25 protein-coding genes are annotated in these 22,914 nt (G+C 49.2%); 8 read left to right on the forward strand and 17 right to left on the reverse strand.

What is annotated here, in order from left to right; genetic code table 11:
• Nucleotides 1–236 precede the first annotated feature (236 nt).
• Nucleotides 237–641 carry a DNA-directed RNA polymerase subunit omega gene (gene rpoZ / locus C0081_RS11765; RefSeq protein WP_101534027.1) on the reverse strand — a complete coding sequence of 135 codons (405 nt, stop codon included), beginning with the start codon at nt 639–641 and terminating at the stop codon, nt 237–239.
• 373 nt (nt 642–1,014) lie between these two features.
• On the opposite strand from rpoZ, the gene C0081_RS11770 reads away from it, so the two are divergent.
• On the forward strand, nt 1,015–1,614 hold the full coding sequence (locus C0081_RS11770) for a LabA-like NYN domain-containing protein (protein ID WP_101534028.1): 600 nt from the start codon (nt 1,015–1,017) through the stop codon (nt 1,612–1,614).
• 113 nt (nt 1,615–1,727) lie between these two features.
• Here C0081_RS11770 and C0081_RS11775 read toward each other — a convergent pair whose 3' ends face one another.
• The 6 genes from C0081_RS11775 to C0081_RS11800 all read right to left on the reverse strand — a co-directional run bounded on the left by C0081_RS11775 (nt 1,728) and on the right by C0081_RS11800 (nt 5,733).
• On the reverse strand, nt 1,728–2,774 hold the full coding sequence (locus tag C0081_RS11775) for a dipeptidase (protein ID WP_101534029.1): 1,047 nt from the start codon (nt 2,772–2,774) through the stop codon (nt 1,728–1,730).
• 63 nt (nt 2,775–2,837) lie between these two features.
• Complete coding sequence (locus tag C0081_RS11780; protein ID WP_180966866.1) at nt 2,838–3,566, reverse strand: type 1 glutamine amidotransferase; 729 nt, start codon at nt 3,564–3,566, stop codon at nt 2,838–2,840.
• Between the two features lie 44 nt (nt 3,567–3,610).
• The gene (locus C0081_RS11785; RefSeq protein WP_101534031.1) at nt 3,611–3,907 is read right to left on the reverse strand and encodes an AzlD family protein; all 297 of its coding nucleotides are present in this window, start codon (nt 3,905–3,907) and stop codon (nt 3,611–3,613) included.
• Entirely contained in the window at nt 3,907–4,668 is a 762-nt protein-coding gene (locus C0081_RS11790) for an AzlC family ABC transporter permease (protein WP_101534032.1), read from the reverse strand. Before C0081_RS11790 ends, C0081_RS11785 begins: the two co-directional genes overlap by 1 nt.
• 78 nt (nt 4,669–4,746) lie before the next feature.
• A complete protein-coding gene (locus C0081_RS11795; protein WP_101534033.1) occupies nt 4,747–5,199 on the reverse strand; it encodes a YtoQ family protein in 453 nt (150 codons plus the stop codon).
• Nucleotides 5,200–5,322: 123 nt separating this feature from the next.
• Nucleotides 5,323–5,733, reverse strand: coding sequence for a MerR family transcriptional regulator (locus C0081_RS11800; protein ID WP_101534034.1), 411 nt, complete (start codon nt 5,731–5,733; stop codon nt 5,323–5,325).
• An 87-nt stretch (nt 5,734–5,820) separates the two neighbouring features.
• Between C0081_RS11800 and C0081_RS11805 the strand changes: the two genes are divergently transcribed.
• Together C0081_RS11805 and C0081_RS11810 are read left to right on the forward strand one after the other, a co-directional pair.
• Nucleotides 5,821–6,525: a cation efflux transmembrane domain-containing protein gene (locus C0081_RS11805; protein WP_101534035.1), complete on the forward strand. Its 705-nt coding sequence runs from the start codon at nt 5,821–5,823 to the stop codon at nt 6,523–6,525.
• Between the two features lie 122 nt (nt 6,526–6,647).
• The gene (locus tag C0081_RS11810; protein ID WP_101534036.1) at nt 6,648–7,217 is read left to right on the forward strand and encodes a hypothetical protein; all 570 of its coding nucleotides are present in this window, start codon (nt 6,648–6,650) and stop codon (nt 7,215–7,217) included.
• An 84-nt stretch (nt 7,218–7,301) separates the two neighbouring features.
• Here the strand turns inward: C0081_RS11810 and C0081_RS11815 are convergent, their stop codons facing one another.
• Nucleotides 7,302–7,673, reverse strand: coding sequence for a hypothetical protein (locus tag C0081_RS11815; protein ID WP_101534037.1), 372 nt, complete (start codon nt 7,671–7,673; stop codon nt 7,302–7,304).
• A gap of 390 nt (nt 7,674–8,063) precedes the next feature.
• Between C0081_RS11815 and C0081_RS11820 the strand changes: the two genes are divergently transcribed.
• Nucleotides 8,064–8,615 carry a GNAT family N-acetyltransferase gene (locus C0081_RS11820; protein WP_245417933.1) on the forward strand — a complete coding sequence of 184 codons (552 nt, stop codon included), beginning with the start codon at nt 8,064–8,066 and terminating at the stop codon, nt 8,613–8,615.
• Between the two features lie 29 nt (nt 8,616–8,644).
• On the opposite strand, the gene C0081_RS11825 is transcribed toward C0081_RS11820, so the two are convergent.
• Nucleotides 8,645–8,938, reverse strand: coding sequence for a hypothetical protein (locus C0081_RS11825; protein ID WP_101534039.1), 294 nt, complete (start codon nt 8,936–8,938; stop codon nt 8,645–8,647).
• Nucleotides 8,939–9,190: 252 nt separating this feature from the next.
• Between C0081_RS11825 and C0081_RS11830 the strand changes: the two genes are divergently transcribed.
• From C0081_RS11830 to C0081_RS11840, 3 genes are all read left to right on the forward strand, one after another.
• Entirely contained in the window at nt 9,191–9,796 is a 606-nt protein-coding gene (locus tag C0081_RS11830) for a PadR family transcriptional regulator (protein ID WP_101534040.1), read from the forward strand.
• A 95-nt stretch (nt 9,797–9,891) separates the two neighbouring features.
• The gene (locus tag C0081_RS11835; protein ID WP_101534041.1) at nt 9,892–11,034 is read left to right on the forward strand and encodes an efflux RND transporter periplasmic adaptor subunit; all 1,143 of its coding nucleotides are present in this window, start codon (nt 9,892–9,894) and stop codon (nt 11,032–11,034) included.
• Nucleotides 11,031–14,393 (forward strand): efflux RND transporter permease subunit, encoded by a 3,363-nt coding sequence (locus C0081_RS11840; RefSeq protein ID WP_101534042.1) that lies wholly within the window; start codon nt 11,031–11,033, stop codon nt 14,391–14,393. Before C0081_RS11835 ends, C0081_RS11840 begins: the two co-directional genes overlap by 4 nt.
• A 144-nt stretch (nt 14,394–14,537) precedes the next feature.
• On the opposite strand, the gene C0081_RS11845 is transcribed toward C0081_RS11840, so the two are convergent.
• The 7 genes from C0081_RS11845 to rpiA form a co-directional block, all read right to left on the reverse strand.
• Nucleotides 14,538–15,407, reverse strand: a complete 870-nt coding sequence (locus C0081_RS11845) for a CDP-alcohol phosphatidyltransferase family protein (RefSeq protein ID WP_101534043.1) — start codon at nt 15,405–15,407, stop codon at nt 14,538–14,540.
• Between the two features lie 56 nt (nt 15,408–15,463).
• Nucleotides 15,464–16,267 carry a phosphatidylserine decarboxylase gene (locus C0081_RS11850; protein ID WP_280952871.1) on the reverse strand — a complete coding sequence of 268 codons (804 nt, stop codon included), beginning with the start codon at nt 16,265–16,267 and terminating at the stop codon, nt 15,464–15,466.
• A gap of 92 nt (nt 16,268–16,359) precedes the next feature.
• A complete protein-coding gene (locus tag C0081_RS11855) occupies nt 16,360–17,025 on the reverse strand; it encodes a gamma-glutamylcyclotransferase family protein (protein ID WP_146006449.1) in 666 nt (221 codons plus the stop codon).
• Between the two features lie 30 nt (nt 17,026–17,055).
• Nucleotides 17,056–17,592 (reverse strand): GNAT family N-acetyltransferase, encoded by a 537-nt coding sequence (locus C0081_RS11860; protein WP_101534046.1) that lies wholly within the window; start codon nt 17,590–17,592, stop codon nt 17,056–17,058.
• Between the two features lie 27 nt (nt 17,593–17,619).
• Nucleotides 17,620–18,999 carry a glutathione-disulfide reductase gene (gene gor, locus C0081_RS11865; RefSeq protein WP_101534047.1) on the reverse strand — a complete coding sequence of 460 codons (1,380 nt, stop codon included), beginning with the start codon at nt 18,997–18,999 and terminating at the stop codon, nt 17,620–17,622.
• Between the two features lie 280 nt (nt 19,000–19,279).
• Nucleotides 19,280–19,807: a DUF2059 domain-containing protein gene (locus tag C0081_RS11870; protein WP_101534048.1), complete on the reverse strand. Its 528-nt coding sequence runs from the start codon at nt 19,805–19,807 to the stop codon at nt 19,280–19,282.
• Nucleotides 19,808–19,865: 58 nt separating this feature from the next.
• On the reverse strand, nt 19,866–20,564 hold the full coding sequence (gene rpiA / locus C0081_RS11875) for a ribose-5-phosphate isomerase RpiA (protein WP_101534049.1): 699 nt from the start codon (nt 20,562–20,564) through the stop codon (nt 19,866–19,868).
• A gap of 308 nt (nt 20,565–20,872) precedes the next feature.
• Between rpiA and gph the strand changes: the two genes are divergently transcribed.
• Entirely contained in the window at nt 20,873–21,550 is a 678-nt protein-coding gene (gene gph / locus C0081_RS11880; protein ID WP_180966867.1) for a phosphoglycolate phosphatase, read from the forward strand.
• Between the two features lie 609 nt (nt 21,551–22,159).
• Here the strand turns inward: gph and C0081_RS11890 are convergent.
• Nucleotides 22,160–22,822, reverse strand: a complete 663-nt coding sequence (locus C0081_RS11890) for a GntR family transcriptional regulator (RefSeq protein WP_180966868.1) — start codon at nt 22,820–22,822, stop codon at nt 22,160–22,162.
• Nucleotides 22,823–22,914: the final 92 nt, after the last annotated feature.

Genomic DNA, 22,914 nt, shown 5'->3' on the forward strand with positions numbered 1-22,914 from the left:
GCTAAACCGGATAACTGGGTGTAGATATGCGCACAAACAATCAGTTGCCGGCGTGTGTTAAAGATATGTGATCTTCAGACACAATAGCAAGGCAATTAACCGCATCAACCAATTGAAAACGGGCGTTGCACCTCAGTTTCTATCGGTGATAGGTGATTTATCTCTAAACAAAGAAACGAAAGAAGACACAAAAAAAGCGGGCATTGCGCCCGCTTTTTTTGGTATTCCAACTGATATCAATCGTCGCTGCGGTCTGGTGGCACCAAGCCTTCCAACCCACGCAACAACTCATCTTCAGACATTTGGTCGAACACAACATCTGTTTTGGGTTCGTTGACCATGTCTTCATATTCGGTGGTTGCAGCATCGTCCGCTGTGATCAAAGCAAGATCTTCTGTATCTGGCTCATCCACTTCAACATATTTTTGCAACGAGTGAATGAGATCTTCTTTCAGATCACCCGGCGATACCGTCTCATCAGCGATCTCGCGCAAAGCAACAACAGGGTTTTTGTCGTTGTCGCGGTCGACCGTGATTGCGGAACCGCTTGAAATCATGCGTGCACGATGGCCCGACAACAATACAAGCTCAAACCGGTTATCAACCTTATCAACGCAATCCTCAACGGTCACGCGTGCCATAGACTATCTCCTGATTGGGGGATTCTGTTTCCTGCATATAGCCATACATGCAACTTGACAAGGAGCTTTGGCCACATTCGAACGTTTATATGCACAATTTGCTAAGAGAAATCCGAGAAACATCATTTTCTTAAGCAAAAATCGGGCTTTTCGTTTAATATGTGCGTTTCTCGATAGTTATTGTGCGCTGTTCCTTATAGTGTAAGATTCGATTTAATTTTAGGTGATTGCAGATCGTTGAAAGACTAGTCCAGACGATCGTTTAGCGTATTTTTATAAAATTTTTGGCAATTTTAGCCACGCTTTTGAGCTTTTGTCTCAAGCTATCACTGAGGGTTGGGTCCAATTATAACCAGCTTAAGAAGGAAAACCCGTGTTTGATCCTCGTGAAAAGGTCGCTCTCTTCATCGACGGAGCCAACTTGTATGCAACAACAAAAACACTTGGCTTTGATATCGATTATAAAAGACTGCTCGTTGAGTTTCGCGGTAAAGGCTACCTACTTCGGACCTATTACTATACCGCACTTGCAGAAGACCAAGAATACTCTTCCATCCGGCCGTTAATCGACTGGCTAGATTATAACGGCTATCATGTCGTTACAAAACCGACCAAAGAATTCACTGATTCTGCCGGCCGACGCAAAGTCAAAGGCAATATGGACATCGAGTTGGCAATCGACGCCATGGAACTCGTTGATCATGTGGATCATTTCGTTATTTTCTCAGGTGATGGTGATTTCAGAAAACTGGTCGAAGCATTGCAGCGTCGTGGCCGCAAGGTGAGTGTTGTCTCTACAATGTCAACACAGCCCCCCATGATTGCTGATGAATTGCGTCGTCAAGCAGATCATTTCATTGATCTTGCCCACATTGCCGATCGCATCGGCCGCGATGCCAACGCGCGCCCCCAGCGTGTACCGCTTCAAGATGATATCGAAGACGACGAAGATGATGAAGACTTTGAAGATTGATAGCTTGAAATGCCGTTGATTTTGATAAGGCCCCGTTCCATTTGAACGGGGCCTTTTTGTATCATATGCATCAAAATCCAGCACGACGCTGGTTTTCTGCTTTGGAATAGGGATTAGATGCCTGTCTTTTCCAGCATCCCTATCCAATTTTTATAGGCAATTTTTTCGATCAAAGACTCACCAAAACCTCGCGTTCGCATGTGCTCCATCAGAGCCTGATTGCCTGCCACACTACCGATGGCTGCAGGAACAGTGGCGCCATCAAAATCAGATCCAAGAGCGACGCCATCCTCACCCAGTTTTTCAAGCAAATAAGCGATGTGATCAACCATCAGATCCAGAGCAACATCATTGTTGTGCTTGTCTCCATCGGATCGCAGAAAACCAACGGCATAATTAAGCCCAACCAAACCATCACTTTCCGAGATTGCATCGAGCTGCTGATCCGTCAAATTGCGACGGGTTTGGCACAAGGTATGCACATTGGAATGGCTGGCAACAAGCGGGCGATTGGAAATTTCATGGACGTCCCAAAACCCCTGCTCGTTCATGTGAGAAAGGTCAATCAATATCCCTAAACTGTTGCATTGACGCACAAGCTCCTTGCCCAGATCTGTTAAGCCGGGGCCTGAATCTGGAGACCCGGGAAAATCGAAGGGAACGCCGTGGCCAAAGATATTGCTACGACTCCAGACCGGGCCTAGTGACCTTAACCCAGCTGCATAGAGGACCTCCAGTGCATTGAAATCCGCATCAATCGCTTCAGCTCCCTCAATATGCAGCATCAAAGCAACAGCGCCATCTTCCATCGCCATTTTGACTTCTATACTCGAGCGGCAGATCTGAACACGAGATTTGGATGCCCGCGCCAAACGAAAGGCTTGAGCCATCATCGCAACCGTCATATCGAGGGCGTAGCCTTGTTCCAAAGGCTGTGTCATGTCGGCAAAATTCATTGCCTCACCCGGTTTTTGATTTGGTGGAACGAACATGGCAAACAAGCCACCGGCAAAATGCCCCTGTTCTGCTTTTGGCAGATCAATATGCAAACTACTATCGCCTCGCAAAAATGAAATGGGTTTGTTGGCACGCGAGGCCATTTCAAGGCGGAGCAATGTATCATTGTGACCGTCGAAGATCGGGACCATTTTCTCGGACATAGGGCGCTCCTTGGTGCAACTGATTATTTCTATTTTGTTTGTTATATAGTCATTCACAGGCCGCTATGGTTGATTTAATTTGAAGAAATCCACCATCCAACGGCCGGCCAAAGGGCTATCCACGGGAAGATCCACTTTTTCCAGAACCAGATCCGTTTCTTCCTCACTCATCACGTCGCCACGGCGGGTTTCAAAAACATCCCGAATAAAGTCACTTGAAAGCTCTGGATGCAACTGCATGGAAAAGCCGGTGTTTCCATATGAGAGGATACCATTTGGGCAGAAATCATTGCCTCCAAGTAGCTTGGCGTTTGTCGGCAGTATTGTGACCTGATCCTGATGACTGGCTTGCAAGGAAATTTGGGTGCTGTCGCTGCTCATCCACGATGGAAATTCGCCTGCTCCACCGTCAAGCTTATAGGTATTGACGGCCGCACCCCATTTGCCTGAAGCTTCTCGCTCCACGCGCCCTCCCAGGGCCTGTGCCATGATCTGATGGCCAAAACAGATTCCAATCATGGGGATATTGGCATCGAGTGTTTCGCGAATAAACGCTTGCAATCGCAGCATCCATGGCAAATCTTCATAAGCGCTGTGATAGGAGCCGGTGATCAACCAACCGTCACACTCTTGTGGATCTGTGGGAAAGACATCCTTAAAGACATCATAGTCTTGATAGATCAGTTCGGGCTCAACTGAAGACAGCAGCGTTTCGAACATTGTCGCCAAAGTTCCAAAGCGCAATTTGCGTTCTTGAGATAAATCCCCGGCGACCAGAATTCCAATCTTCATGCGTTTAATGTCCATCAAACAGCGCCTTACCGCGCGCCTTTCGGTCAGCCCAAAGAATGCCGCAAGACGACAAGAGTCAACATACCGACAGCCACCATAGGCAATATCGATAGGCGCAGCCCTGCGGCGGTGGCGACAGCCATTGCAGCCCATTCAGCAGGCCCGCCGCTGACCACGGCAGGGGCCATCAGTGTAGTCAGAACAGCAGCGGGAACCGCATCAAGTCCTGCTTGGACACGAGGATGGATGTGTTTAAAGCGCGATAAAACCACATGGCCGCCAAAGCGCGTCAAATACGTAACGAGGGCTCCGCCAAGGATAATCCAAAGAGTTGAAGACATCACACCGCACCCTCATTCGACACGCTCACTTCGGCGGGGGGCTGGCCTTTGGCATTGGGCGCAAAAACCGCGGCAAATAGAATGCCCGCCATAGCGCCAATGGAGACGTGCCAAGGCGAGCCAACCGTCTTGCTTGCGATGATTGATGCTACCGCACTCACGGCCACAACAGGCAGCCAGAAGGAGCGCTTGCGGAACCCTAACACCAAACCCATGAAGTAGATCGGCAAGATGAAATCAATCCCCCATTTTTGAGCATCGTTTAAGAAGTTACCCAGAATTGCGCCCAGCCACGTCAGTGCGATCCAGCCGATATAAATAGGGATTACAAGACCCAAATACCATGCAAACTGGACTTCAAAGCCCCTTTCATGGCGGCGCTCAGCTTCTGCATACACAGGATCGATCAAAAAGAAGAAGCCGAAAGCTTGCTGCAATATTGGCCAATGCGAGATATGCCGGCCAAGTGACGCGGAATAAAGAATATGTCTGAAATTGACTGCAAAAATGGACATGACAACAACCCAAGCAGGGATGGCCTGTCCAAACAATTCAAGCCCCACCAACTGGCTGGCACCAGCAAAAATTGAAGCACTCATAATCACAGCTTCGGAGACTGTCATGCCAGCTTCAACAGCCAAGGCACCAAACAAAGCACCAAAAGGGCTAGCGGCAAGAATAACGGGTAGGCAGCGTTTTGCGCCTTCAAGGAACAAAGTGCCGGTCGTCATACTATCATCGGGGAGTCTTTTTGAGGTCATGAATGATCTATAAGGCAGTCTGCTTCAATCGTCACATCAATAAATTTGAATCATTGATCATTAATTCCGATTGAAGTGTTACGCCAGTTTACCCGCTATGACATATTTGAGAATTTGCACGACCTGAGCAGGTGTTTGTGCCACCGCCAAAGCTGCGGCATCGACCTCCTTCAAGGCATGCTGATGATCGTCACCATGCATGACAATGATAGGTTTGTTTCGTGCAGCAGCATAACCAGCGTCAAACGCTGCATTCCATTGTTTGTATTTTTCACCAAAGCGAACAACAACAATATCAGCAGCCTCAATCAAAGTTCGGGTGCGAATGGCATTCATCTGGGCGCCTTTGTGGTCATGCCAGAATTTGTCGTCCTCAGCGCCTAAAATAGCAACACCACAATCATCAGACGCGGCATGATCGGTCACGGGGGCTGAAAATTGCACCGCCAAACCCAACGCTTCGGCCCCCTGCTCTACTTCTTGGCGCCAATTGCTGTGAATTTCCCCTGAAAGATAGACCGACCAAATCATTGTGCATCTCCAAATTTTGAATTGCCGTCATCACCACCATAAACCGGATACAACAACAAGACCGGATGTTGATTCCGACAGGCATTAAACCGAATTATCCCATTTTTCATGCCTGTTAGCAGATCAATGTTCATGTAAGCAGTGGGTATGGTCGGCAAGACTCTCAATGACCTCGCAATCAGCCACGCTGTGCCCCTCACATTGGGTCATACGGACCAGTTCGGTTTCCAATCGCGCCAATTTGGCAATCCGTGCTCGAACATCGTCGAGATGGCGGGCAACAATCTCGTCTGCTTGAGTGCAGGAGTGACTGTTATCCTCGCTAAGTGTCAAGAGCGATCGGATATCGTCCAGCGAGAACCCCAAATCTCGCGCATGACGGATAAAAACCAGACGTTTCAAGCCATCACGCTCATAGCGCCGTTGATTGCCTTCACTTCGGTCTGCAGGTTGCAGCAGACCAACTTGCTCATAGTAGCGAATGGTTGGAACCTTGACGCCGCTGGATTTCGACAATTCACCGATCGAGAACATTTGTCACTTTTCCTCTTGAAGCTATAGCCACTAGAGCAATTATAGTCTGGGTAACCGAAACAAATCCAGTCAGAAGAAAGACAATTCATGAGTAAATCCTGCACAGCATCTAAAGATTGCACATCGCCCTGCTGTGATACGCAAAGTGATAAGAACCAATCAGAAAGCCAAACCACGTCATGCGGATGTTCAGGCAATCCGGTTTTTGATGGTGTTGATGCACGTTACAAGACCATTCTTTGGGCGGTGATTGCCTTGAATGGTGTGATGTTTCTGGTTGAACTGCTTGCGGGCAAGTTGGCAGGGTCTCAGGCTTTGCAAGCTGACGCATTGGACTTTCTGGGCGATTCCGTCACATATGGAATGAGCTTGGCAGTCATCGGCATGAGTTTGAAGGTGCGTTCAACTGCGGCGATGATCAAGGGATTGAGTTTGTTGGCAATGGGGCTTTGGATATTTGGATCGACGCTTTATCAGATCGCTTTTCTTTCCGTCCCCAAAGCAGAAATTATGGGAAGCATCGGATTTTTGGCGCTGGCTGCAAATGTCGCCTCCGTGCTGTTGCTAGCTCGCTATAAAGACGGCGATGCCAATGTGCGTTCGGTGTGGCTGTGTTCCCGAAATGATGCCATCGGCAATGTCGCCGTAATGGGAGCAAGTCTGACCGTATATTTCACAAGTTCAGCGTGGCCGGACATTGTGGTTGCCCTGGTTATGGCAGGTCTTTTCCTTCGCTCTGCTCAACTCATTCTCATACAGTCGCGTCAGGAATATCAGCTAAGCCACGCCTAACATGCGCCATTAGGCGGGCGACATAACGCCCGCTCCAGCGGGAATTTAAGGCAATCAGTAGCGTATAAAATGTGGTATACTTGCTCCATCAAAATTATATTTTTGGGGGAAGGATTGATTTGATGCGTGCACTTCGATGGATGGCCCTATTGATCGCCACACTGCTTGTCCCTTCACAGGGATTGGCGTCGGACTTGGCTGACAAACTCGCCACTGCTGAGACACTTTTGGTTTCAGGACAACCAAATGCCGCATATGAAGCATTGGATGAACTGATGGATGCCTATTGGCAACGTTCACCGATGTTTGTGCGAAAAGCAGAGTTTGCCACAGAAATCACCGGATACGGTATTTACAAACCACATGGCTCCATTTTCAAACCCAATGAACCACAGATAATATATGTTGAACCCATCGGATTCGGGTATGGCACCACAAGCGACGGCAGCAGCTTTGCCAAATGGTCGATTGATTTTGCCCTGTCCAATCCCGGCGGCACAACGCTGTTTCAGAAAGATGATTTTCTCAATCTCGCCTTACCTCTGGGGCAGCATAATCGCGAGATCCATTTGACGCTTACCGTCAATCTTTCGGGGCTTAAACCAGGCAGCTATGTGTCGCATTATTTGCTCAAAGATGCCAACTCCGAGAAAACTGCCAAATTTTCTATGCCGTTTAAAGTGGTCCAATAATGCCACTAGTCCTGAGGCATTGCGGATATTGCTGTGATGCCTTTGTGAATGTCCTTGCTATGATGCCACGCGGGCAAGAAAGAGCTATTGCAACGTTGGACGCAGTTCGGCAGTCTCTATGCCCGCTGGCACTTGGTACAGAACGACACTTGACGCCATTTCCGTCATCTTTTCACTCAGCATAGACAGCATTACATCGCTGCCCATAAAGGTGGCGCTAATAGCACCAGTGACGATCAAGCTATATAAAGCGAATTGCAGGACCATCAGCCGTAGCCAACGATTGAACCCGGATTTTATGGGCAATGCTTTAGTTACAGCTGCCTTTAACTGGGCCCAATATGCGTGACTAAAGTGAGATACCGGCTGCATGAAACTTCGTGTTTGTTCGTTACTGATCCAAACATTTACGCCTCGCTGCACAATTCTGATTTGATTGCCTTCCCTTGCCATCATTTTTCGTCTCCCAGCCCATCTGTTCGTTTTTTGGCTGCATTCCTACAGTGAGGATAGCTCCCCTTTGCAGATATGCTTGTCTGTGGCGTTGGGTTCAGAATGGCTTGGAACAATCTCCCAATTATAAATTACGCAGCAAGTTTCGCCCTTCGGATGCGTGTTTGCAAAAGTAGCCTTTTCAAATGGTTAAGAGCTTGGATTAAATCTTACCGACTTGTTTCGATGCCGTTCAAAATGAACGAACGGCACCTGTACAGCGTTAACGCGCGATGCAGAAATATGGTTTCGCAAGTGTTGAGCCTTGAGGGCTCACTGGCCTTGCATTGGCTTTTTTTGCTTTTGGGATTGTAATTTCAACCCGCGCGCAGCACCCTGTCAGCCGTCCTTTTCATGTCAAATACGGTCGAGAAAATGCAGTCCTCCTCCTTCACCCCACCCACTCTTAGATCAATGCAGACAGAAGACGCGGATGCCGTTCTTAGAATTTATCAAGAGGGTATAGACACAGAGAACGCGACATTTACCGCCAAGGCCTCTGAATGGTCTGATTGGAATCAATCGCATTTGCCCAATTGCCGTATTGTCGCAACCATAGACAGCATCGTAGTGGGTTGGGCTGCATTGTCGGGTGTTTCATCGCGCTGTGTTTATGATGGAGTGGCGGAGGTCAGCATCTATGTTTCTCCGTCAGTGCTTGGCAAAGGAATTGGCTCCATGCTGATGAAAGCGCTGGTTAAAGAAAGCGAAGAGTCAGGAATCTGGATGCTACAAGCCAGTATTTTCCCTGAAAATGAAGGCAGCATTGCGTTGCATCGTAAATTTGGCTTCCGCATCGTCGGAATGCGCAAAAAAATAGCACGTATGAACTACGGCAAAATGAACGGCACATGGCGTGATGTTGCATTCGTTGAGAGGCGTAGCAGTATTGTCGGCCTCGACTGACCGCTCAAAAATTAAATTTCCCTAGTCTGTTACAGGTCGCCTTTGGGCAACATCATTATGGCTGCAGCCATCGCTACGCTGCATAGCGTGATTAGCAAACCAAAAAAGAGCAGCGCCATCGGAATTAGCGGGTTTTCGCTGCTAGAAATCAGGTCATATAGTCCCGCTGCATTGGTAATCAACAATCCGCTAAACACCACGATCGTTGCAACCAGCCCAATGAGCCAATTGATCGCGAGTAGCCGGAATAGAGGGTTCTGAAAAACACCCTTGGCTCCTTGTTCAATGCGCCTTTCTGGAGGCACCAGATCTGTAATGGGCATCAGGCATATATCCTAAATCAGATGATATTTGGTTGAGATCACTCTACCCCATACGCACTTTTCCGTAAGCTTTTATCAGGCGCTCAGCAAAGACACATTGACGCATATCCACCTGTCATATATTTATTTGATATATGAACTAGAAATATATATCAAACGTACATATACAGAGCAGCAAATTGCTTAGAAACCAGAACGCTCAGTCTGGTTTTTGTTACGATGAATTGAGCAATCAAGATCAGGAATAAATCCATGAACGTGCGTACCATCTGTTTGGCAGTTTTGTTTTGCGGGGATAAATCCGGTTATGACATCCGCAAGTCATCGACTGAAGGTCCTTTTAGTTTCTTTGTCGAAGCAAGTTACGGATCAATCTATCCTGCATTATCCAGATTGGAAGCGGACAAACTGGTCATCGGCCGTCACGAAACGCAAGAAGGAAAACCTGCACGCAAGATCTATTCAATCACGGATGCTGGACGCGAAGCGTTCTTAAGTGAACTTATTCTGCCGCACCGACCAGATATATTTCGGTCAGAGTTTTTGTTGATTTCAATCTTTGCAAGAATGATTGGCCCTGACGCAATTGAGGCCGCTATTGAAAGACAAATTTCCCAACTTGAACAAGAGATTATGTCGATCAACTCATGCGATGAAATGAACCAGGAGGGTGCTTTGAATTGTCCGGCTCAGGATAGCGAAGAGCAATTTGAGGACGTGGCACTTTGGGCTCAAAACTACGGCCGCTATTGTGTTCAGGCAAGCATAGACTATCTGAGGAAGCATGGTGTGGAGTTGGTGGAGATTGCCCGGCAGAGCGTTCTGCCACAGAATTTAAATCAAGCGGGCCTTGAGTAAGATTCAAAAAGCTTTGGCGAATTTTGTCAAAGAGCATTGTTTTATTGGATGAGACCACCCTTCTTTGCTGAAGGGATTAGGATGAGGGATAAATCATGGCATTGCGACTTAAAGGCTCATACGGCCTAGCTCTGCTGTTTACCGCTGGCATTGTCGGTTGGATGGCAACCGGACACACTGTAATTAGCGGTGAGGCAAGCGAAGGCGCGGTTCCGCCGCCAGCCGTTCGCAATCAACTAACCGAGACAGAGGCCGTTCGGGTCGCTGTACAAACATTTTCATCACAGGAACGCCAATCGCTCCTGACCATTCGCGGACGCACACAGTCGGACAAAACAGTCACTGTGCGTGCTGAAACGACTGCTACAGTTCTCTCGCGTTCAATAGAGAAGGGCCAATGGGTCGAAAAGGACACCTTGCTGTGCGAACTGGATGCTGGCTCTCGCCTTGCAAGTTTGGCGCAGGCCGAGGCAGCCCTGGCACAGGCCGAGTTTGATCTGGACGCCAAAGAAACCCTCGCGAAAAAAGGCTTTGCAGCCCAAACCCAAATTGAAGCGCTTAAAGCACAACGAGATGCAGCATTGGCTGGGGTAAAAATTGCCAAAGTCGAACTGGCCCGAACCAAAGTACTCGCGCCGATTGCCGGATCGGTTCAAGGCCCCTTGGCTGAGGTGGGAGATCAACTCAAATCCGGCGATGCATGCGCTGTGTTGATGAATCCCGATCCAATGCTCGTTGTTGGTCAGGTTTCCGAACGTGATATTCCCAGAGTACATGTTGGTGCAAAAGCACAGGTGGAGCTGGTTACGGGTGAAAAAGCGGATGGTGTTGTTCGCTATGTCAGCACCGCCTCAAACATAGAAACCCGCACATTTCTCATTGAAGTCGAAGTCCCTAATCCTGATCGTTCCCTGCGCGATGGTGTCACTGCGATAGCTAATTTGGTTCTGGATCCCTTACAGGCCCATTTGATGAGCCCCGCTCACCTGACCCTGTCTGATGAAGGCATTGTTGGCGTTATGCGGGTGGAAGACAGTCATGCGATTTTCACACCGGTGAGCATTCTGGCCAATGATGCTGAAGGCGTTTGGGTGGGTGGACTACCCAGCATTGTAGACGTGATTACGGTCGGGCAAGAATATGTAAAGAGCGGTCAGCTTATTGAAGCCGTCTCGGCCAGTTCATTACGCGAAGGCATGGACAAAAAAGCATCCCTTAAAGCGGAGAGTGCACAATGAATGGTATTCTTGACACAGTCCTGCGGGCGCGACGAACTGTCCTGACGATGATGATTGTATTGGTGGCAGCCGGTATCGTCAGCTATATCACCATTCCTAAAGAATCCCAGCCGGACATTGATATTCCGGTTCTCTATATATCAATTAGCCAAAGTGGCATTTCACCTGAAGATTCTGCACGGCTTTTGGTCAAGCCAATGGAGAATAAGCTACAGGCTTTGGACGGCGTCAAAGAAATCACAGCCACCTCCTCTGAGGGCCACGCAGGGATTCTGCTTGAGTTCGATGTCGGGTTTGACAAGGACAAGGCTGTTGCCGATGTGCGAGACAAGGTCAAGCAGGCGCAAGCCGAGCTACCAGCCGATGCTGACGAACCGACCATCAACGAAGTCAATTTCTCTCTCCAGCCAACTCTCTATGTGACACTGTCCGGTGAAGTCCCCGAGCGGACGCTTTATCGCCATGCACAGCGACTACAGGATGAAATCGAAGGTATTTCAACGGTTCTGGAAGCCAGCCTTTCGGGGCATCGCGAAGAGCTGCTTGAAGTTGAAATCGACCTGCTCAAGCTCGAATCTTACAATGTTACCCAAACTGAACTTGTTAATGCAGTCACAATGAATAACCGCCTTGTTCCTGCTGGTTTTCTGGACAATGGCAAAGGCCGCTTTAACCTCAAAGTACCCGGCTTGATCGAGTCAGCCGAAGATGTCTATTCGATCCCCATCAAACAATTTGGTGAGGGCGTGGTCACTTTGGGTGATATCGCGACGATCAAACGGACCTTTAAAGACCCCTCCTCTATTACCCGTGTGAATGGCAAACCTGCGATCTCAATCGAGATCAAAAAGCGCCTTGGCACCAACATCATTGAAAATAATGAGGCTGTGCGAGCGGTTGTCGAAAAAGAAATGGCAACGTGGAACCCAGCCATTAAAGTTCGGTTCCTGCTTGATGAAGCCAAACCGATTTTTGAAATTCTGGGATCTCTCCAGTCTTCGATCATGACTGCAGTTGCGCTTGTGATGATGTTGGTTCTGGCGGCTCTGGGCTTGCGATCTGCCATATTGATCGGGATTGCGATCCCCACCTCCTTCATGATCGGGTTTTTGATCCTGTCCGGCATCGGCATGACCGTGAATATGATGGTTATGTTCGGACTGGTATTGACTGTCGGCATGCTGGTCGACGGGGCTATTGTGATCGTGGAATATGCGGACCGAAAGGTGGCAGAAGGCATGGAGCGAATGGAGGCTTATATTCGAGCCGCCAAATTGATGTTCTGGCCGATCTCCTCTTCAACAGCGACCACATTGGCCGCCTTCCTGCCTATGCTCTTGTGGCCCGGCGTGTCAGGCGAATTTATGAGTTATCTGCCGATCATGGTGATCATCATTCTATCGGCAGCTTTGCTTACTGCAATGGTCTTCCTTCCGGTTATGGGTGGTTTCATCGGCAAAAAGCGAGCAACAGAGGAAGAAGTTGCCAACGCCAATCATTTGTCCGGTGGCCACACGTTCAACCCCAGTGACATGACCGGCCTGACAGGCATTTATGCGCGTGTATTGCATGTTCTGGCCTCAAGCCCGTTAGGCAATATCGCAACCATTTTGTCGGTGATCATCGCCTGTTACGTCATTGCGACCAGCTTCGGCACCCATAACGCCGGTGTTGAATTTTTTGTTGATGAAGAGCCGGACAAGGCCATGGTTTATGTCTCGGCTCGAGGCAACATGAGTGCCTTGGAAAGCCGTGTTTTGGTCAAGGCAGTGGAGGACGAGGTTCTGCAGGTTGTTGGCGTGCGCGATATTGTCACCAACTCCGCTCCGTCTGGCGTTAGCACCGGAAGCATCGGGGGCGGCAACAATTCCAAGCCAATCGATGCCATCGGTACCATCAATATGGAGTTTGATGATTTTTGCTGCCGTCGTCCGGCTAAAGAAATTTTCAATGAAATCCGCGAACGGACCGCTGATATCCCTGGCATCCATATTGAAGTCCAGAAAGTCGAAGGCGGGCCGCCAACCGGCAAAGATATTAGTCTACAGATCTCATCATCCAGCTATGAAAAAGTTGCTGAAGCCACACGCATGGTGCGCGACCATTTCGACGGAGTTGACGATCTGATTGAGATTGAAGACAGTCGTCCCCTGCCCGGCATTGAATGGGAGCTTAACATCGACCGCGAAGCTGCCGGTCGCTACAACGCGACCATTGGATCTGTCGGCTCGATGGTTCAGCTCGTCACCAACGGTGTGATGATCGGTAAATATCGCCCAGATGATTCCGAAGACGAAGTAGAAATTCGTGTTCGTTTGCCGCAAGAACAACGAAGCATCAAACAGTTGGATCAACTCAAGTTGTTGACACCAAATGGTCAGGTTCCCATTAGCAACTTCGTGCAGGTAGAACCACGCAAGAAAGTCTCGTCCATCACAAGGCGCGACGGTTTCTATGCCATGAATGTCAAGGCAACCGTGGTGCAGGATAATGGCGTAACGATCGACGAAAAGGTCAAACAGATTGACCAGTGGATCAATGCTCAGACCTGGCCTGAGGGTGTGTTGTTCAAATTCCGTGGTGCGGATGAAGAGCAGCAGGAATCCATGGTATTCCTTGGCAAAGCGGCCATCGGTGCGCTGTTTATCATGGCGATCATTCTCATCACCCAGTTTAACAGCTTCTATCAAACCTTCCTGACGCTTTCGACGGTGGTGTTGTCCGTCATGGGTGTGCTGCTCGGCATGATGATCACGGGGCAGAAATTCTCTGTTATTATGACCGGAACAGGTGTGGTTGCCCTTGCTGGGATTGTGGTGAACAACGCCATTGTTCTGATCGATACCTACAACCGGTTCCGCGAGGAAGGGGTTGAAGTGATCGAAGCGGTGGTAAAAACCGCCTCACAGAGGATTCGCCCGATTCTTTTGACGACGATCACCACCATCGCAGGCCTCATTCCCATGGCGACCAGCGTGAATTTTGACTTCTTTGAACGAGTGATTTCGGTAGGTTCGATAACCGCTGGATGGTGGACACAGCTGTCAACCGCGGTGATATCTGGCCTAGCATTCTCCACTCTATTGACGTTGGTTCTGATCCCTGTGCTTTTGGCCTTCCCGTCTGTGACGCTGAAACCAACTTTCGCGTTGCTTTGGCGATTGGTAACGGGCAAAAGAAATGGCGCCAAAGAACCCATGCCCAGCATTGCCCTGGAAACAGCTCTTAACACCGGTTTGGCAACTACTTCCGGAGCGTCGGTCACTGCACAACAATCAAAGCTGGTTGATCTGCAGGAACGCAAAGCAAAAGAAAAACCGGTTGATCCGATATCGGATTTGCCACAAGCAGCAGAATAACAGGGCACTCCCTTCGTTATTATCAAAACAAAAGGCCCGCCGAGTTAGATCTCGGCGGGCCTTTTGTTTATCGGTTCGAAGCGCAAGTTGAATGAATCCCGAAAGACACATTAATCCGATGGACTATAAAATCAGCAGGACTGGCTAGTCTTTCAGATCGTCCTGCTCATTGATTTCATTCTGGTTGGTTGTTGCCTCTTCTGCCATTTCTCGATTGGCTTTATGCCAAGCGCGTCTGGCCAAGGGAATCGAGATCAGATAAAGCGCGACGACCACCAGCATGGTAATCCACGTATAGGAAAACAGCATCGCTATGGTCGCAACAAAACCAACGATCAACGGCACCACATGGGCCCGAGGAATGCGGAGCCCGACTGTTTTACCCGAGTAAGTCGGAATGGAAGAGACCACCAACATGGCAATGAACAAAGTGTAGATCATCACCAGAATCGCCAGTTGATCGTAATGCGGCATGCCTGCCAGCTCCAGATAAATTGGCGCCAAGACGGCAATTGCACCTGCAGGCGCTGGCACTCCGACAAAAAAGCCCCGTTTCCAAGCTGGCTTGTTTTTCTCATCGAGAGCAACGTTAAAGCGGGCCAACCGCAGAACCATCGCGATCGCGAAAAGCAAGGATGCAATCCAGCCGATTGATGGGATGGCGTTCAAAATCCAGATATGGAGAATAAGCGGCGGGGCAACACCAAAATTGACAAAATCGGTTAGTGAATCGAGCTCAGCACCAAAGCGAGACGTCCCTTTGAGCATGCGAGCCACACGGCCATCAACCCCATCAAGGAAAGCAGCGGCGAAGAGCGAAATCAACGCCATCTCAAAGCGGCCTTCGATGGCCATGCGAACGCCGGTCAAACCGGCGCACAACGCCATCAATGTGACCAGATTGGGCGCAATCAACCGAAATGGAACAGCCTTGAAACGTTGTTTCGGGCTATTTTCTTCTGGTTCAAAAGGCTGAAACGGATTGGTTAAGCCGTGATCCTGTTCGTCGTCCATGAACGTCCTGTCCGTTTTGATGAGTTTGTTGATCGCTCTTATTTTGCCAGTTTTCTTTATTGCTCGCGATGAGCGCGAGAATCGCTTTGTGGGCCTTCCATATTGGCAAGAACGGTTTCACCGGCGATCATCGTTTGGCCAATCACAACCGTAGGAACGATGTGAGAAGGCAGATAGACATCAACCCGACTGCCAAAGCGAATGAGGCCAAAGCGTTCACCAACAGGGAGTTCTTCACCATCCTGAGCCCAGCAGACAATACGGCGGGCAATGAGGCCCGCAATCTGGGTCACACCTACAGCACCATATTCGGTGTCGAGGATCAAGCTGTTGCGTTCATTATATTCACTGGCTTTATCCAGCTCGGCATTAAGGAACTTACCCGGCTTATAGGCCACACGACGCACTTTTCCCGGCAGAGGCGCACGGTTCACATGGACGTTAAACACATTCATGAAAACAGACACCCGCATCATGGACTCGTCTGACAAACTCAGCTCTTTTGGTGGTGAGGCGAGACCAATGCCAGAGACAATGCCGTCGGCAGGTGAAATCACCAAGCCTTTTTGCAAGGGTGTGATACGCGCAGGATCTCGGAAAAAATAAGTACACCAAAGCGTCAGAAACAGACCGATCCAGAAGAATGGTGCAAAGAACCAGCCCAGAACAACGCTTGCCAAAGCAAACAAAGCAATGAAGGGGTAACCTTCGGGGTGGATGGGAACCACGCTTTTGCGAATGGAGTCGATGATGGTCATGGTGACGTGCCTTTTTGCAGCAAACGGGCCTTTAAAGTGAGGATAGTACAAAAAGATCACACACCAAAACAGGAAACTGACTATTCGCAAGCCGTTTTGCATGTTTGTTGGTCACTTTTAACGAAACTTTTGCCACTCGCCAACCCGAAAGCACACGCGCGTCCGAACAGTGGGCTGAAATGAGACTGAAGGGCCTATTCTCCAGCTCTTTGAAGCGCCGCCTTCGGAACAGGAACCACCGGTGCCCCGCTTTGCTTGATGTAACTGTCTAGCAGGATTTGTTCCGTTTGTGTCAGGGTGACATTGCGCGGGTAGAAGGGTATATGGCGATCTTGCACGATTGGAGTTTGCCAACCGTCAGTCTCCGCGATAAAGCGTTCAACGCCTGCCTCACCAAATTTGTGCAAGAAACCCTGCATCACTGCGTCTACATAAGACTGCAAAATCGGGAAATGCGGATCAACGGTGTCCGAGTGAGCTGGCTGTCCCACATAGATGTAACAATCCACGCCTAGAGGCATCGCATGTTCGGTTTGGAAATCAGCCAAATCGATCAGAATACGGTCATACATATTTTCGCGTTGATCGACATTGGGCAGATGGTCTTTGCGGTCAAAGATCAGTAATCCATCACAAAAAGCTTGGCTATTTGCTGTGACGGAGAGTGCTGCGACACCACCAAAGCCAAAGGCCTTGCGCTCTTCACTGCTGTGCCAAATAGACCAGCGGCGGCGATATCCTTTTAGCCGACCGGCAAATCCAAAACTTTCAGCATTTCTCGTATTATCATTGACCAATGAGCCATAGCCGAAGTAGCCCACCCATTCGTGCGGCGCACGTCTTACTTCCTCAAGTGTCACGTCTTGTCTTTCTACTTTTGTTCGCTTCGCTCATAATGAAACAATACCAGACACGGGCCTATATGCCAGCGGCAAGCGCATCTGGATTTTCTCTACCATGCACTCCAGAATTGGATCACGCTCAACTTTTCGTCCACATTCCACAAAATCATGTTTGTGATAGAAGGCGATGGCACGTACATTGCCGACTTGAACCTCAAGCGTCAGGTTGGCATGGCCAAACTCACGAGCTGTGGCCATAGCGTCCCGAAGCATCAAGCCTGCTGTGCCCTGCCCTTGCCATTGTTGCGGAACCCACAAATCAGTCAGTTCAGCTGTAACACTATCGAGGTTATAGAAACCGGCAATCTGACCGTCCAGCTCAGCAACAATTAGATGGTCTTGATCATTGTCCCGCTTCATCAAGTGGGCGAGGAAAAAATACTGAAAGGTCTGCTCGATCTTAGAAAGATCTGAAGCTTCGAATTTGTCAAGCAAGGGCGCAATTGTACTGACCCATGCAGCAACGCCGCATAGCGTCGCTGCATTCAGGTCATGAGCCGTTATGGGGCGAAGAACCGCCGTCATGAGACATCGCCCCTTTAATCAGTTTATTCAACCGTTTTTACGGATGCGCGAGGTAGGCTCTTTCATTGTCACCAACTCTTCAGAAGCAGTTGGGTGAACCGCCATGGTCGCATCAAAGTCGGCTTTTGTCGCGCCCATCTTGACCGCGATTCCGAGCAATTGGGCCATTTCGCCTGAATCGGACCCTAGGACGTGACAACCGATGACTTTATCGCTGTCCGCATCGACGATGATCTTCATCAGCATTTTCTCGTCATTGCCGGCCAGTGTATTCTTCATCGGACGAAACTTGGCCATGTAGATATCGAGATTGTCAAAGGCGGCTTCTGCTTCAGCCTGCGACATACCGACTGTGCCGATTTCAGGCTGTGTGAACACCGCCGTTGGGATGTTTTCATAATCAATCACAGTTGGATTGTTATTGAACAGGGTTTCGACCAAAGCCGCCCCTTCCCTAATCGCTACGGGGGTTAGGTTTACCCGATTGGTGACATCACCAACAGCAAAGACATGATCGATATTGGTGCGATTATGCTCATCCACTTTGATGGCACCCTTGGCATCCAGCTCTACACCCACGCGTTCCAGCCCGAGGCCTTCGGTGTAAGGCGAGCGACCGATGGCAGAGAGGATTTGATCGGCCATGAGAGTTTCACCGCCCTTGGTCTTGACGATCAGTCCGTCTTCGCCCTTTTCAATGCTCGAGATCACATCATTACAGATGATCTGAACACCTTTCTTTTCCATTTCTTCATGCAGCGTCGCACGCACATCGTCGTCAAATCCGCGCAAAATTTCTTCGCCGCGATAAAGGACAGTGGTATCTACACCAAGCCCGTTGAAGATACCTGCAAACTCGAGGGCAATATAACCGCCACCAACCACGACAACCCGATCGGGTTTGTCTTCGAGGTGAAACACCTCGTTTGACGTGATCATATGCTCGGCACCGGGCAAGTGCTGTGCAAAATTGGGCCGGCCGCCCGTTGCAACCAGAATATATTTGGCTGTCACGTGGCGATCTTGACCGGTCAAACGCACACGATGGGGGGATTCAATCTCGGCACGAGACTGGATAATCTCCACATTATGGCGTTCGAGATTCTTGATATAGAGACCATTGAGCCGATCGATCTCGGCATCCTTACGGGCAATAAAATCTGACCAGCTGAAACTGGAATCGCCGACAGTCCAGCCAAACCCTGCAGCATCTTCGAAATCATGGGCAAATTTTGAAGCATAAACCATCAGTTTTTTCGGTACGCAACCACGGATGACGCAGGTACCGCCGACCCGATATTCTTCAGCCACAGCCACTTTTGCACCATAGGTCGCCGCCATGCGTGCAGCACGAACACCACCCGACCCCGCGCCAATCACGAACAGGTCATAATCAAATTCATTCATCGATGAGCCTCACAAATTTCGCAGCGCCCTCTTCGTCATTCCACCTTGTGGCTGGCATGATTGAGAGCCTTGAGTTACTCCCAACATAAGCAGACTGGCAAAGAATTAAAGTCCTGAAAGGATTTAACTGTTCACACTATCCAGCACCGCGATGACATTTGCGCGACTGAATGCCCATAGCTGAACGCAGCAGCAATCAAATAGACAAAAAAACGCACCGTAAAAGGTGCGTTCTTTGGATATCATAAGTCTCAAAGTGTCATATGAGTCTGCTGAAAGTCTACTGAAACTTATGACCTTTTGCATTGAGTGTTTTTTTGGCTTCTTGGACGATTGCCTGTGTCATCAAACCCGAAAAATCTTGAATGCTTTTAATTGTTTCACCCAGAATTCGAGGTTGATAGTTGGCGAATTTCTGACCAGCAGGCGTTTTGAAAAATGCCAAGACTTCCTTCAGTTCATCTTCTTTCAAATAACGCGCCCAAGCAACAGCAGCAGCTCTTGCGATGGAATCGGTCTGGTCTTTGTAGAGTTCTGCAGCAGCATCGACAGCAGGACCGATGTCTTTTTCCGCATCTGGTTTTTCGCGAATGAGCCAGTTTTTCGAATTTGTAACGATCAGCTTGAATTGGTCATTAAAGTTAGGAAGGTTGCCAGTCTGTTGGACAACCTCAACCGCGGCATTCAAATGAGAGTCAATTTTGGTGTTTACTTCGGTCTTGGTTGCATCTTGTGCGAGAGCAGGCACGACAAGGGTGAAACTCATCGCAACGCCGGCGAGCATGGAAGCAAGGGCGGTATTATTCATGTTTCAGTCCTTCATTTTACAATTTTTGAATGTCTTTTCCAAATTCAGTTTTGGCCGTTCACGCGCGCGGTTCAAGTATGACCACACCCTCTTTACCCGCGACAACAGCTTTAGAGGCGATACCGATAAACAGGCCGGTTTCGACAACACCGGGAATAGCCCTCAATGCCATATCCAGACCGTCTACATCGGAAATGCGGCCAAAAGAGGCATCAATGATAAAATGCTGCCCATCAGTCACAAAATTCTCACCATCGGCCTTTTTGCGGAGAGCGAGCCCACCTTGCATGCCAAACCGTGCGCAAACATTTTCAAGTGCAACCCAAGTTGCTCCCAACCCGAATGGCATGACTTCTATCGGCAATGGAAAGGCACCCAGAGTTTCAACGACTTTGGATTGATCTGCAATGACGATCATATTTTTGGAAGCGGCCGCCACGATTTTCTCGCGCAACAACGACCCCCCACCACCTTTGATCAGTCGCATCTGAGGGTCAATCTCGTCGGCTCCATCAATGGCCAAATCAAGTTGTGGCGTTTCTTCCAGAGTCGTTAGTGGCACGCCCACTTTTTCGCAAAGCCGTGCGGTCCGCTCCGAAGTCGGAACACCAACCACGGTCAGCCCTGCAGCCACTTTTTGCCCGAGAAGTTCGACAAGATGAACGGCTGTTGATCCTGTACCAATGCCCAATTTCATGCCGTCGTTGACAAATTCCAGCGCAGCCGCAGCTGCTTCCCGTTTGAACTCTTCGCTCATTTTCCCACACTTCTTTTAATTTGCCTTCTTGCCTAACAAGCTTTGACCAAACGGGTCGTTGCAACGCAAGCCGAGCGTGTTACGCATTCTGTGTCGCTCATATCACGCAACCGGCACAAGGAAAAGGCCAAGATGCTTCGTTTCAGAAATTGTATTAAACAGAAGCTCCGTTTTATTAAGGTAGGCAAGTTGGTTGAATTGACGGTTGATCTGACTTTGATCGTCGGCTAGGTGATATATAAAGCAGTCAAATTACCCTCCTCAGAGCCACAGCTTCACTCCAACACAATCAAATGGGATCATGTTTCATGTCAACCGGCCCTTTTTCCTGCATTCTCTTTGATCTCGATGGCACTTTGGTTGACACAGCGCCGGACTTAACCGGTGCGCTCAATCATGTTCTCGCCCTTAACAAGCTGGCTCCGGTATCGGTTGACCATGTTCGGGATATTGTCGGTTTGGGTGCCCGAGTAACGATTGAGCGGGGCTTTTTTCACTATGGTCGCACCCTTACAGATGACGCACTGGACGAGGCCCTCGAACAGTTTCTTGCCCATTACAGTGCAAACATTTGCGACACAAGCGTTCTATATTCTGGCGTGGAAGAATCCGTTAAAGGGTTTCGCGATGCAGGCCTAAAGCTTGGCGTGTGCACCAACAAGACCGAGCATCTTTCGGTCTCCCTTTTGGAACAGTTGGGTCTGGCGCATTGCTTTGATACGATTTGTGGCTCTGACACCGTACCAAACCGCAAACCGCATCCTGATCACATTCATGCAGCCCTTGCTCGTGCGGGAGGAAACGCCGCCGCCAGCATCATGATTGGAGACAGCCAAGCCGACGTGGACTCAGCCAAAGCGGCAGGCTTGCCCGTCATCGCCATGAGCTATGGTTACACAGCAGTTCCGGCGCATGCGTTAGGAGCAGATGTTGTTCTGGATGCCTTCTCAGACATCCCCAACGTTCTGGCCAACTGGAAGCGGTAAGGTCTTGTTAAGCATCTCCCATTGAAGCCACCTGACGGCTCAGGTCTCTATATCAATTCAAGTGAAATGTTTAAAAGATCCTTTTATTCAATCTCTTAATAAAGTATTTCACCTGCACGGATGTTTACTCTTTTGAAATCATAGCAACAGAAACCGCATCAACTCAGCACTAATTCAGGGCTTCTTTGATGGCGCGGCGACATGAAATTAACCATTGACCACCAGTCTGATCACATCAAAACGGCGCGTTAGTACGCGAGCGCAATGGTGAGGAAGAGGAAGCAGATATGTTGGTTGATCGCAGAATAAGCATCGTTGCAAAGACCTTATTGGTCGCAGGGACCCTATCGCTTTTCGGATTGGTCCCAGCTGCTGCTTTTCCAAAACTGGCGTTACCGAACGTTATTCAGCAAAACCTGGAACCAGGGAAAACACAGCCACGAGCTTCTGCTAACAGTCACAGAGACCAGAACACATCGCGATCGCCTCTAATCATGGACATCGGAGCCCGGACACAATTGTTCGATGGTGACTTTCTTTGTGTATCGAGCGACCAACGTTCCAACCTGTTCGCAAATTCAAACCAGTTCTAGCTCTTTTGAGACGAGCCTAGTCGGCGTCACTTTTTTTGTTTCCAATTGATTCCAACAATTGATCTTTTACGTGATTGATGTGATCGGCGAGCAGTGCAGCTGCGACTTTTGGGTTTTTGTCTCTGGCAGCATCAACAATCGCCTGATGCTCTTTGTGCGCGCGTTTCTGACTATCCTGTGTTAGTGCAATCTGCAATCGCACATACCTATCGATATTGTCATGGATACGGCGCAATATTTTCATTGTTGCGTGTTTTTGTGCTGACCGGTAAAGCGTTTCATGAAATTTCCAGTTGAGTGTGCCCCACTCCTGAATGGAGGCCTCGTCGCGCATCTGACTGATTAAAAGCTCTGCTTTTTGCAAGTCTTCTTCTGTGATGCTGGCAATCGCTTTTTCAAATAGCCAGTTTTCGAGCATGATACGAATTTCGAACAATTCCGCTATTTCGGATGGTTCCAGTCGCGTCACCACGGCGCCTTTGTGGGACACCAAAGTGATCAACCCCTCAGCTTCCAATTGACGCAGGGCTTCTCTTACCGGAATCCGGCTGACCCCCAACTCGTTTGCAATGGCTTCCTGTTTGACCTGCACACCTTCGTTGAGCTGTCCGGTAAGGATCCGTTTGCGCAATTCATCAGCAACAATGGTAGTGGTGGTGCGTCGCACGATCTGAGCCATATCGATCTTTCCAACTTGGTGTAACAGCCGAACAAATCGTCGAAGGATGCCAGCTCTGAAATAATATAATATCCAATACTCAACGTTGCGCA

The organism is Cohaesibacter celericrescens (assembly GCF_002866925.1).
Classification (GTDB): Bacteria; Pseudomonadota; Alphaproteobacteria; order Rhizobiales; family Cohaesibacteraceae; genus Cohaesibacter; species Cohaesibacter celericrescens.

Excerpts from the sequence above, each read along its gene's own strand:
- rpoZ (WP_101534027.1), bottom strand. The coding sequence starts at position 641 with ATGGCACGCGTGACCGTTGAGGATTGCGTTGATAAGGTTGATAACCGG.
- C0081_RS11775 (WP_101534029.1), bottom strand. The coding sequence starts at position 2,774 with ATGTCCGAGAAAATGGTCCCGATCTTCGACGGTCACAATGATACATTG.
- C0081_RS11780 (WP_180966866.1), bottom strand. The coding sequence starts at position 3,566 with ATGAAGATTGGAATTCTGGTCGCCGGGGATTTATCTCAAGAACGCAAA.
- C0081_RS11785 (WP_101534031.1), bottom strand. The coding sequence starts at position 3,907 with ATGTCTTCAACTCTTTGGATTATCCTTGGCGGAGCCCTCGTTACGTAT.
- C0081_RS11790 (WP_101534032.1), bottom strand. The coding sequence starts at position 4,668 with ATGACCTCAAAAAGACTCCCCGATGATAGTATGACGACCGGCACTTTG.
- C0081_RS11795 (WP_101534033.1), bottom strand. The coding sequence starts at position 5,199 with ATGATTTGGTCGGTCTATCTTTCAGGGGAAATTCACAGCAATTGGCGC.
- C0081_RS11800 (WP_101534034.1), bottom strand. The coding sequence starts at position 5,733 with ATGTTCTCGATCGGTGAATTGTCGAAATCCAGCGGCGTCAAGGTTCCA.
- C0081_RS11805 (WP_101534035.1), top strand. The coding sequence starts at position 5,821 with ATGAGTAAATCCTGCACAGCATCTAAAGATTGCACATCGCCCTGCTGT.
- C0081_RS11810 (WP_101534036.1), top strand. The coding sequence starts at position 6,648 with ATGCGTGCACTTCGATGGATGGCCCTATTGATCGCCACACTGCTTGTC.
- C0081_RS11815 (WP_101534037.1), bottom strand. The coding sequence starts at position 7,673 with ATGATGGCAAGGGAAGGCAATCAAATCAGAATTGTGCAGCGAGGCGTA.
- C0081_RS11820 (WP_245417933.1), top strand. The coding sequence starts at position 8,064 with ATGTCAAATACGGTCGAGAAAATGCAGTCCTCCTCCTTCACCCCACCC.
- C0081_RS11825 (WP_101534039.1), bottom strand. The coding sequence starts at position 8,938 with ATGCCCATTACAGATCTGGTGCCTCCAGAAAGGCGCATTGAACAAGGA.
- C0081_RS11830 (WP_101534040.1), top strand. The coding sequence starts at position 9,191 with ATGAACGTGCGTACCATCTGTTTGGCAGTTTTGTTTTGCGGGGATAAA.
- C0081_RS11835 (WP_101534041.1), top strand. The coding sequence starts at position 9,892 with ATGGCATTGCGACTTAAAGGCTCATACGGCCTAGCTCTGCTGTTTACC.
- C0081_RS11840 (WP_101534042.1), top strand. The coding sequence starts at position 11,031 with ATGAATGGTATTCTTGACACAGTCCTGCGGGCGCGACGAACTGTCCTG.
- C0081_RS11845 (WP_101534043.1), bottom strand. The coding sequence starts at position 15,407 with ATGGACGACGAACAGGATCACGGCTTAACCAATCCGTTTCAGCCTTTT.
- C0081_RS11850 (WP_280952871.1), bottom strand. The coding sequence starts at position 16,267 with ATGCAAAACGGCTTGCGAATAGTCAGTTTCCTGTTTTGGTGTGTGATC.
- C0081_RS11860 (WP_101534046.1), bottom strand. The coding sequence starts at position 17,592 with ATGACGGCGGTTCTTCGCCCCATAACGGCTCATGACCTGAATGCAGCG.
- gor (WP_101534047.1), bottom strand. The coding sequence starts at position 18,999 with ATGAATGAATTTGATTATGACCTGTTCGTGATTGGCGCGGGGTCGGGT.
- C0081_RS11870 (WP_101534048.1), bottom strand. The coding sequence starts at position 19,807 with ATGAATAATACCGCCCTTGCTTCCATGCTCGCCGGCGTTGCGATGAGT.
- rpiA (WP_101534049.1), bottom strand. The coding sequence starts at position 20,564 with ATGAGCGAAGAGTTCAAACGGGAAGCAGCTGCGGCTGCGCTGGAATTT.
- gph (WP_180966867.1), top strand. The coding sequence starts at position 20,873 with ATGTCAACCGGCCCTTTTTCCTGCATTCTCTTTGATCTCGATGGCACT.
- C0081_RS11890 (WP_180966868.1), bottom strand. The coding sequence starts at position 22,822 with ATGGCTCAGATCGTGCGACGCACCACCACTACCATTGTTGCTGATGAA.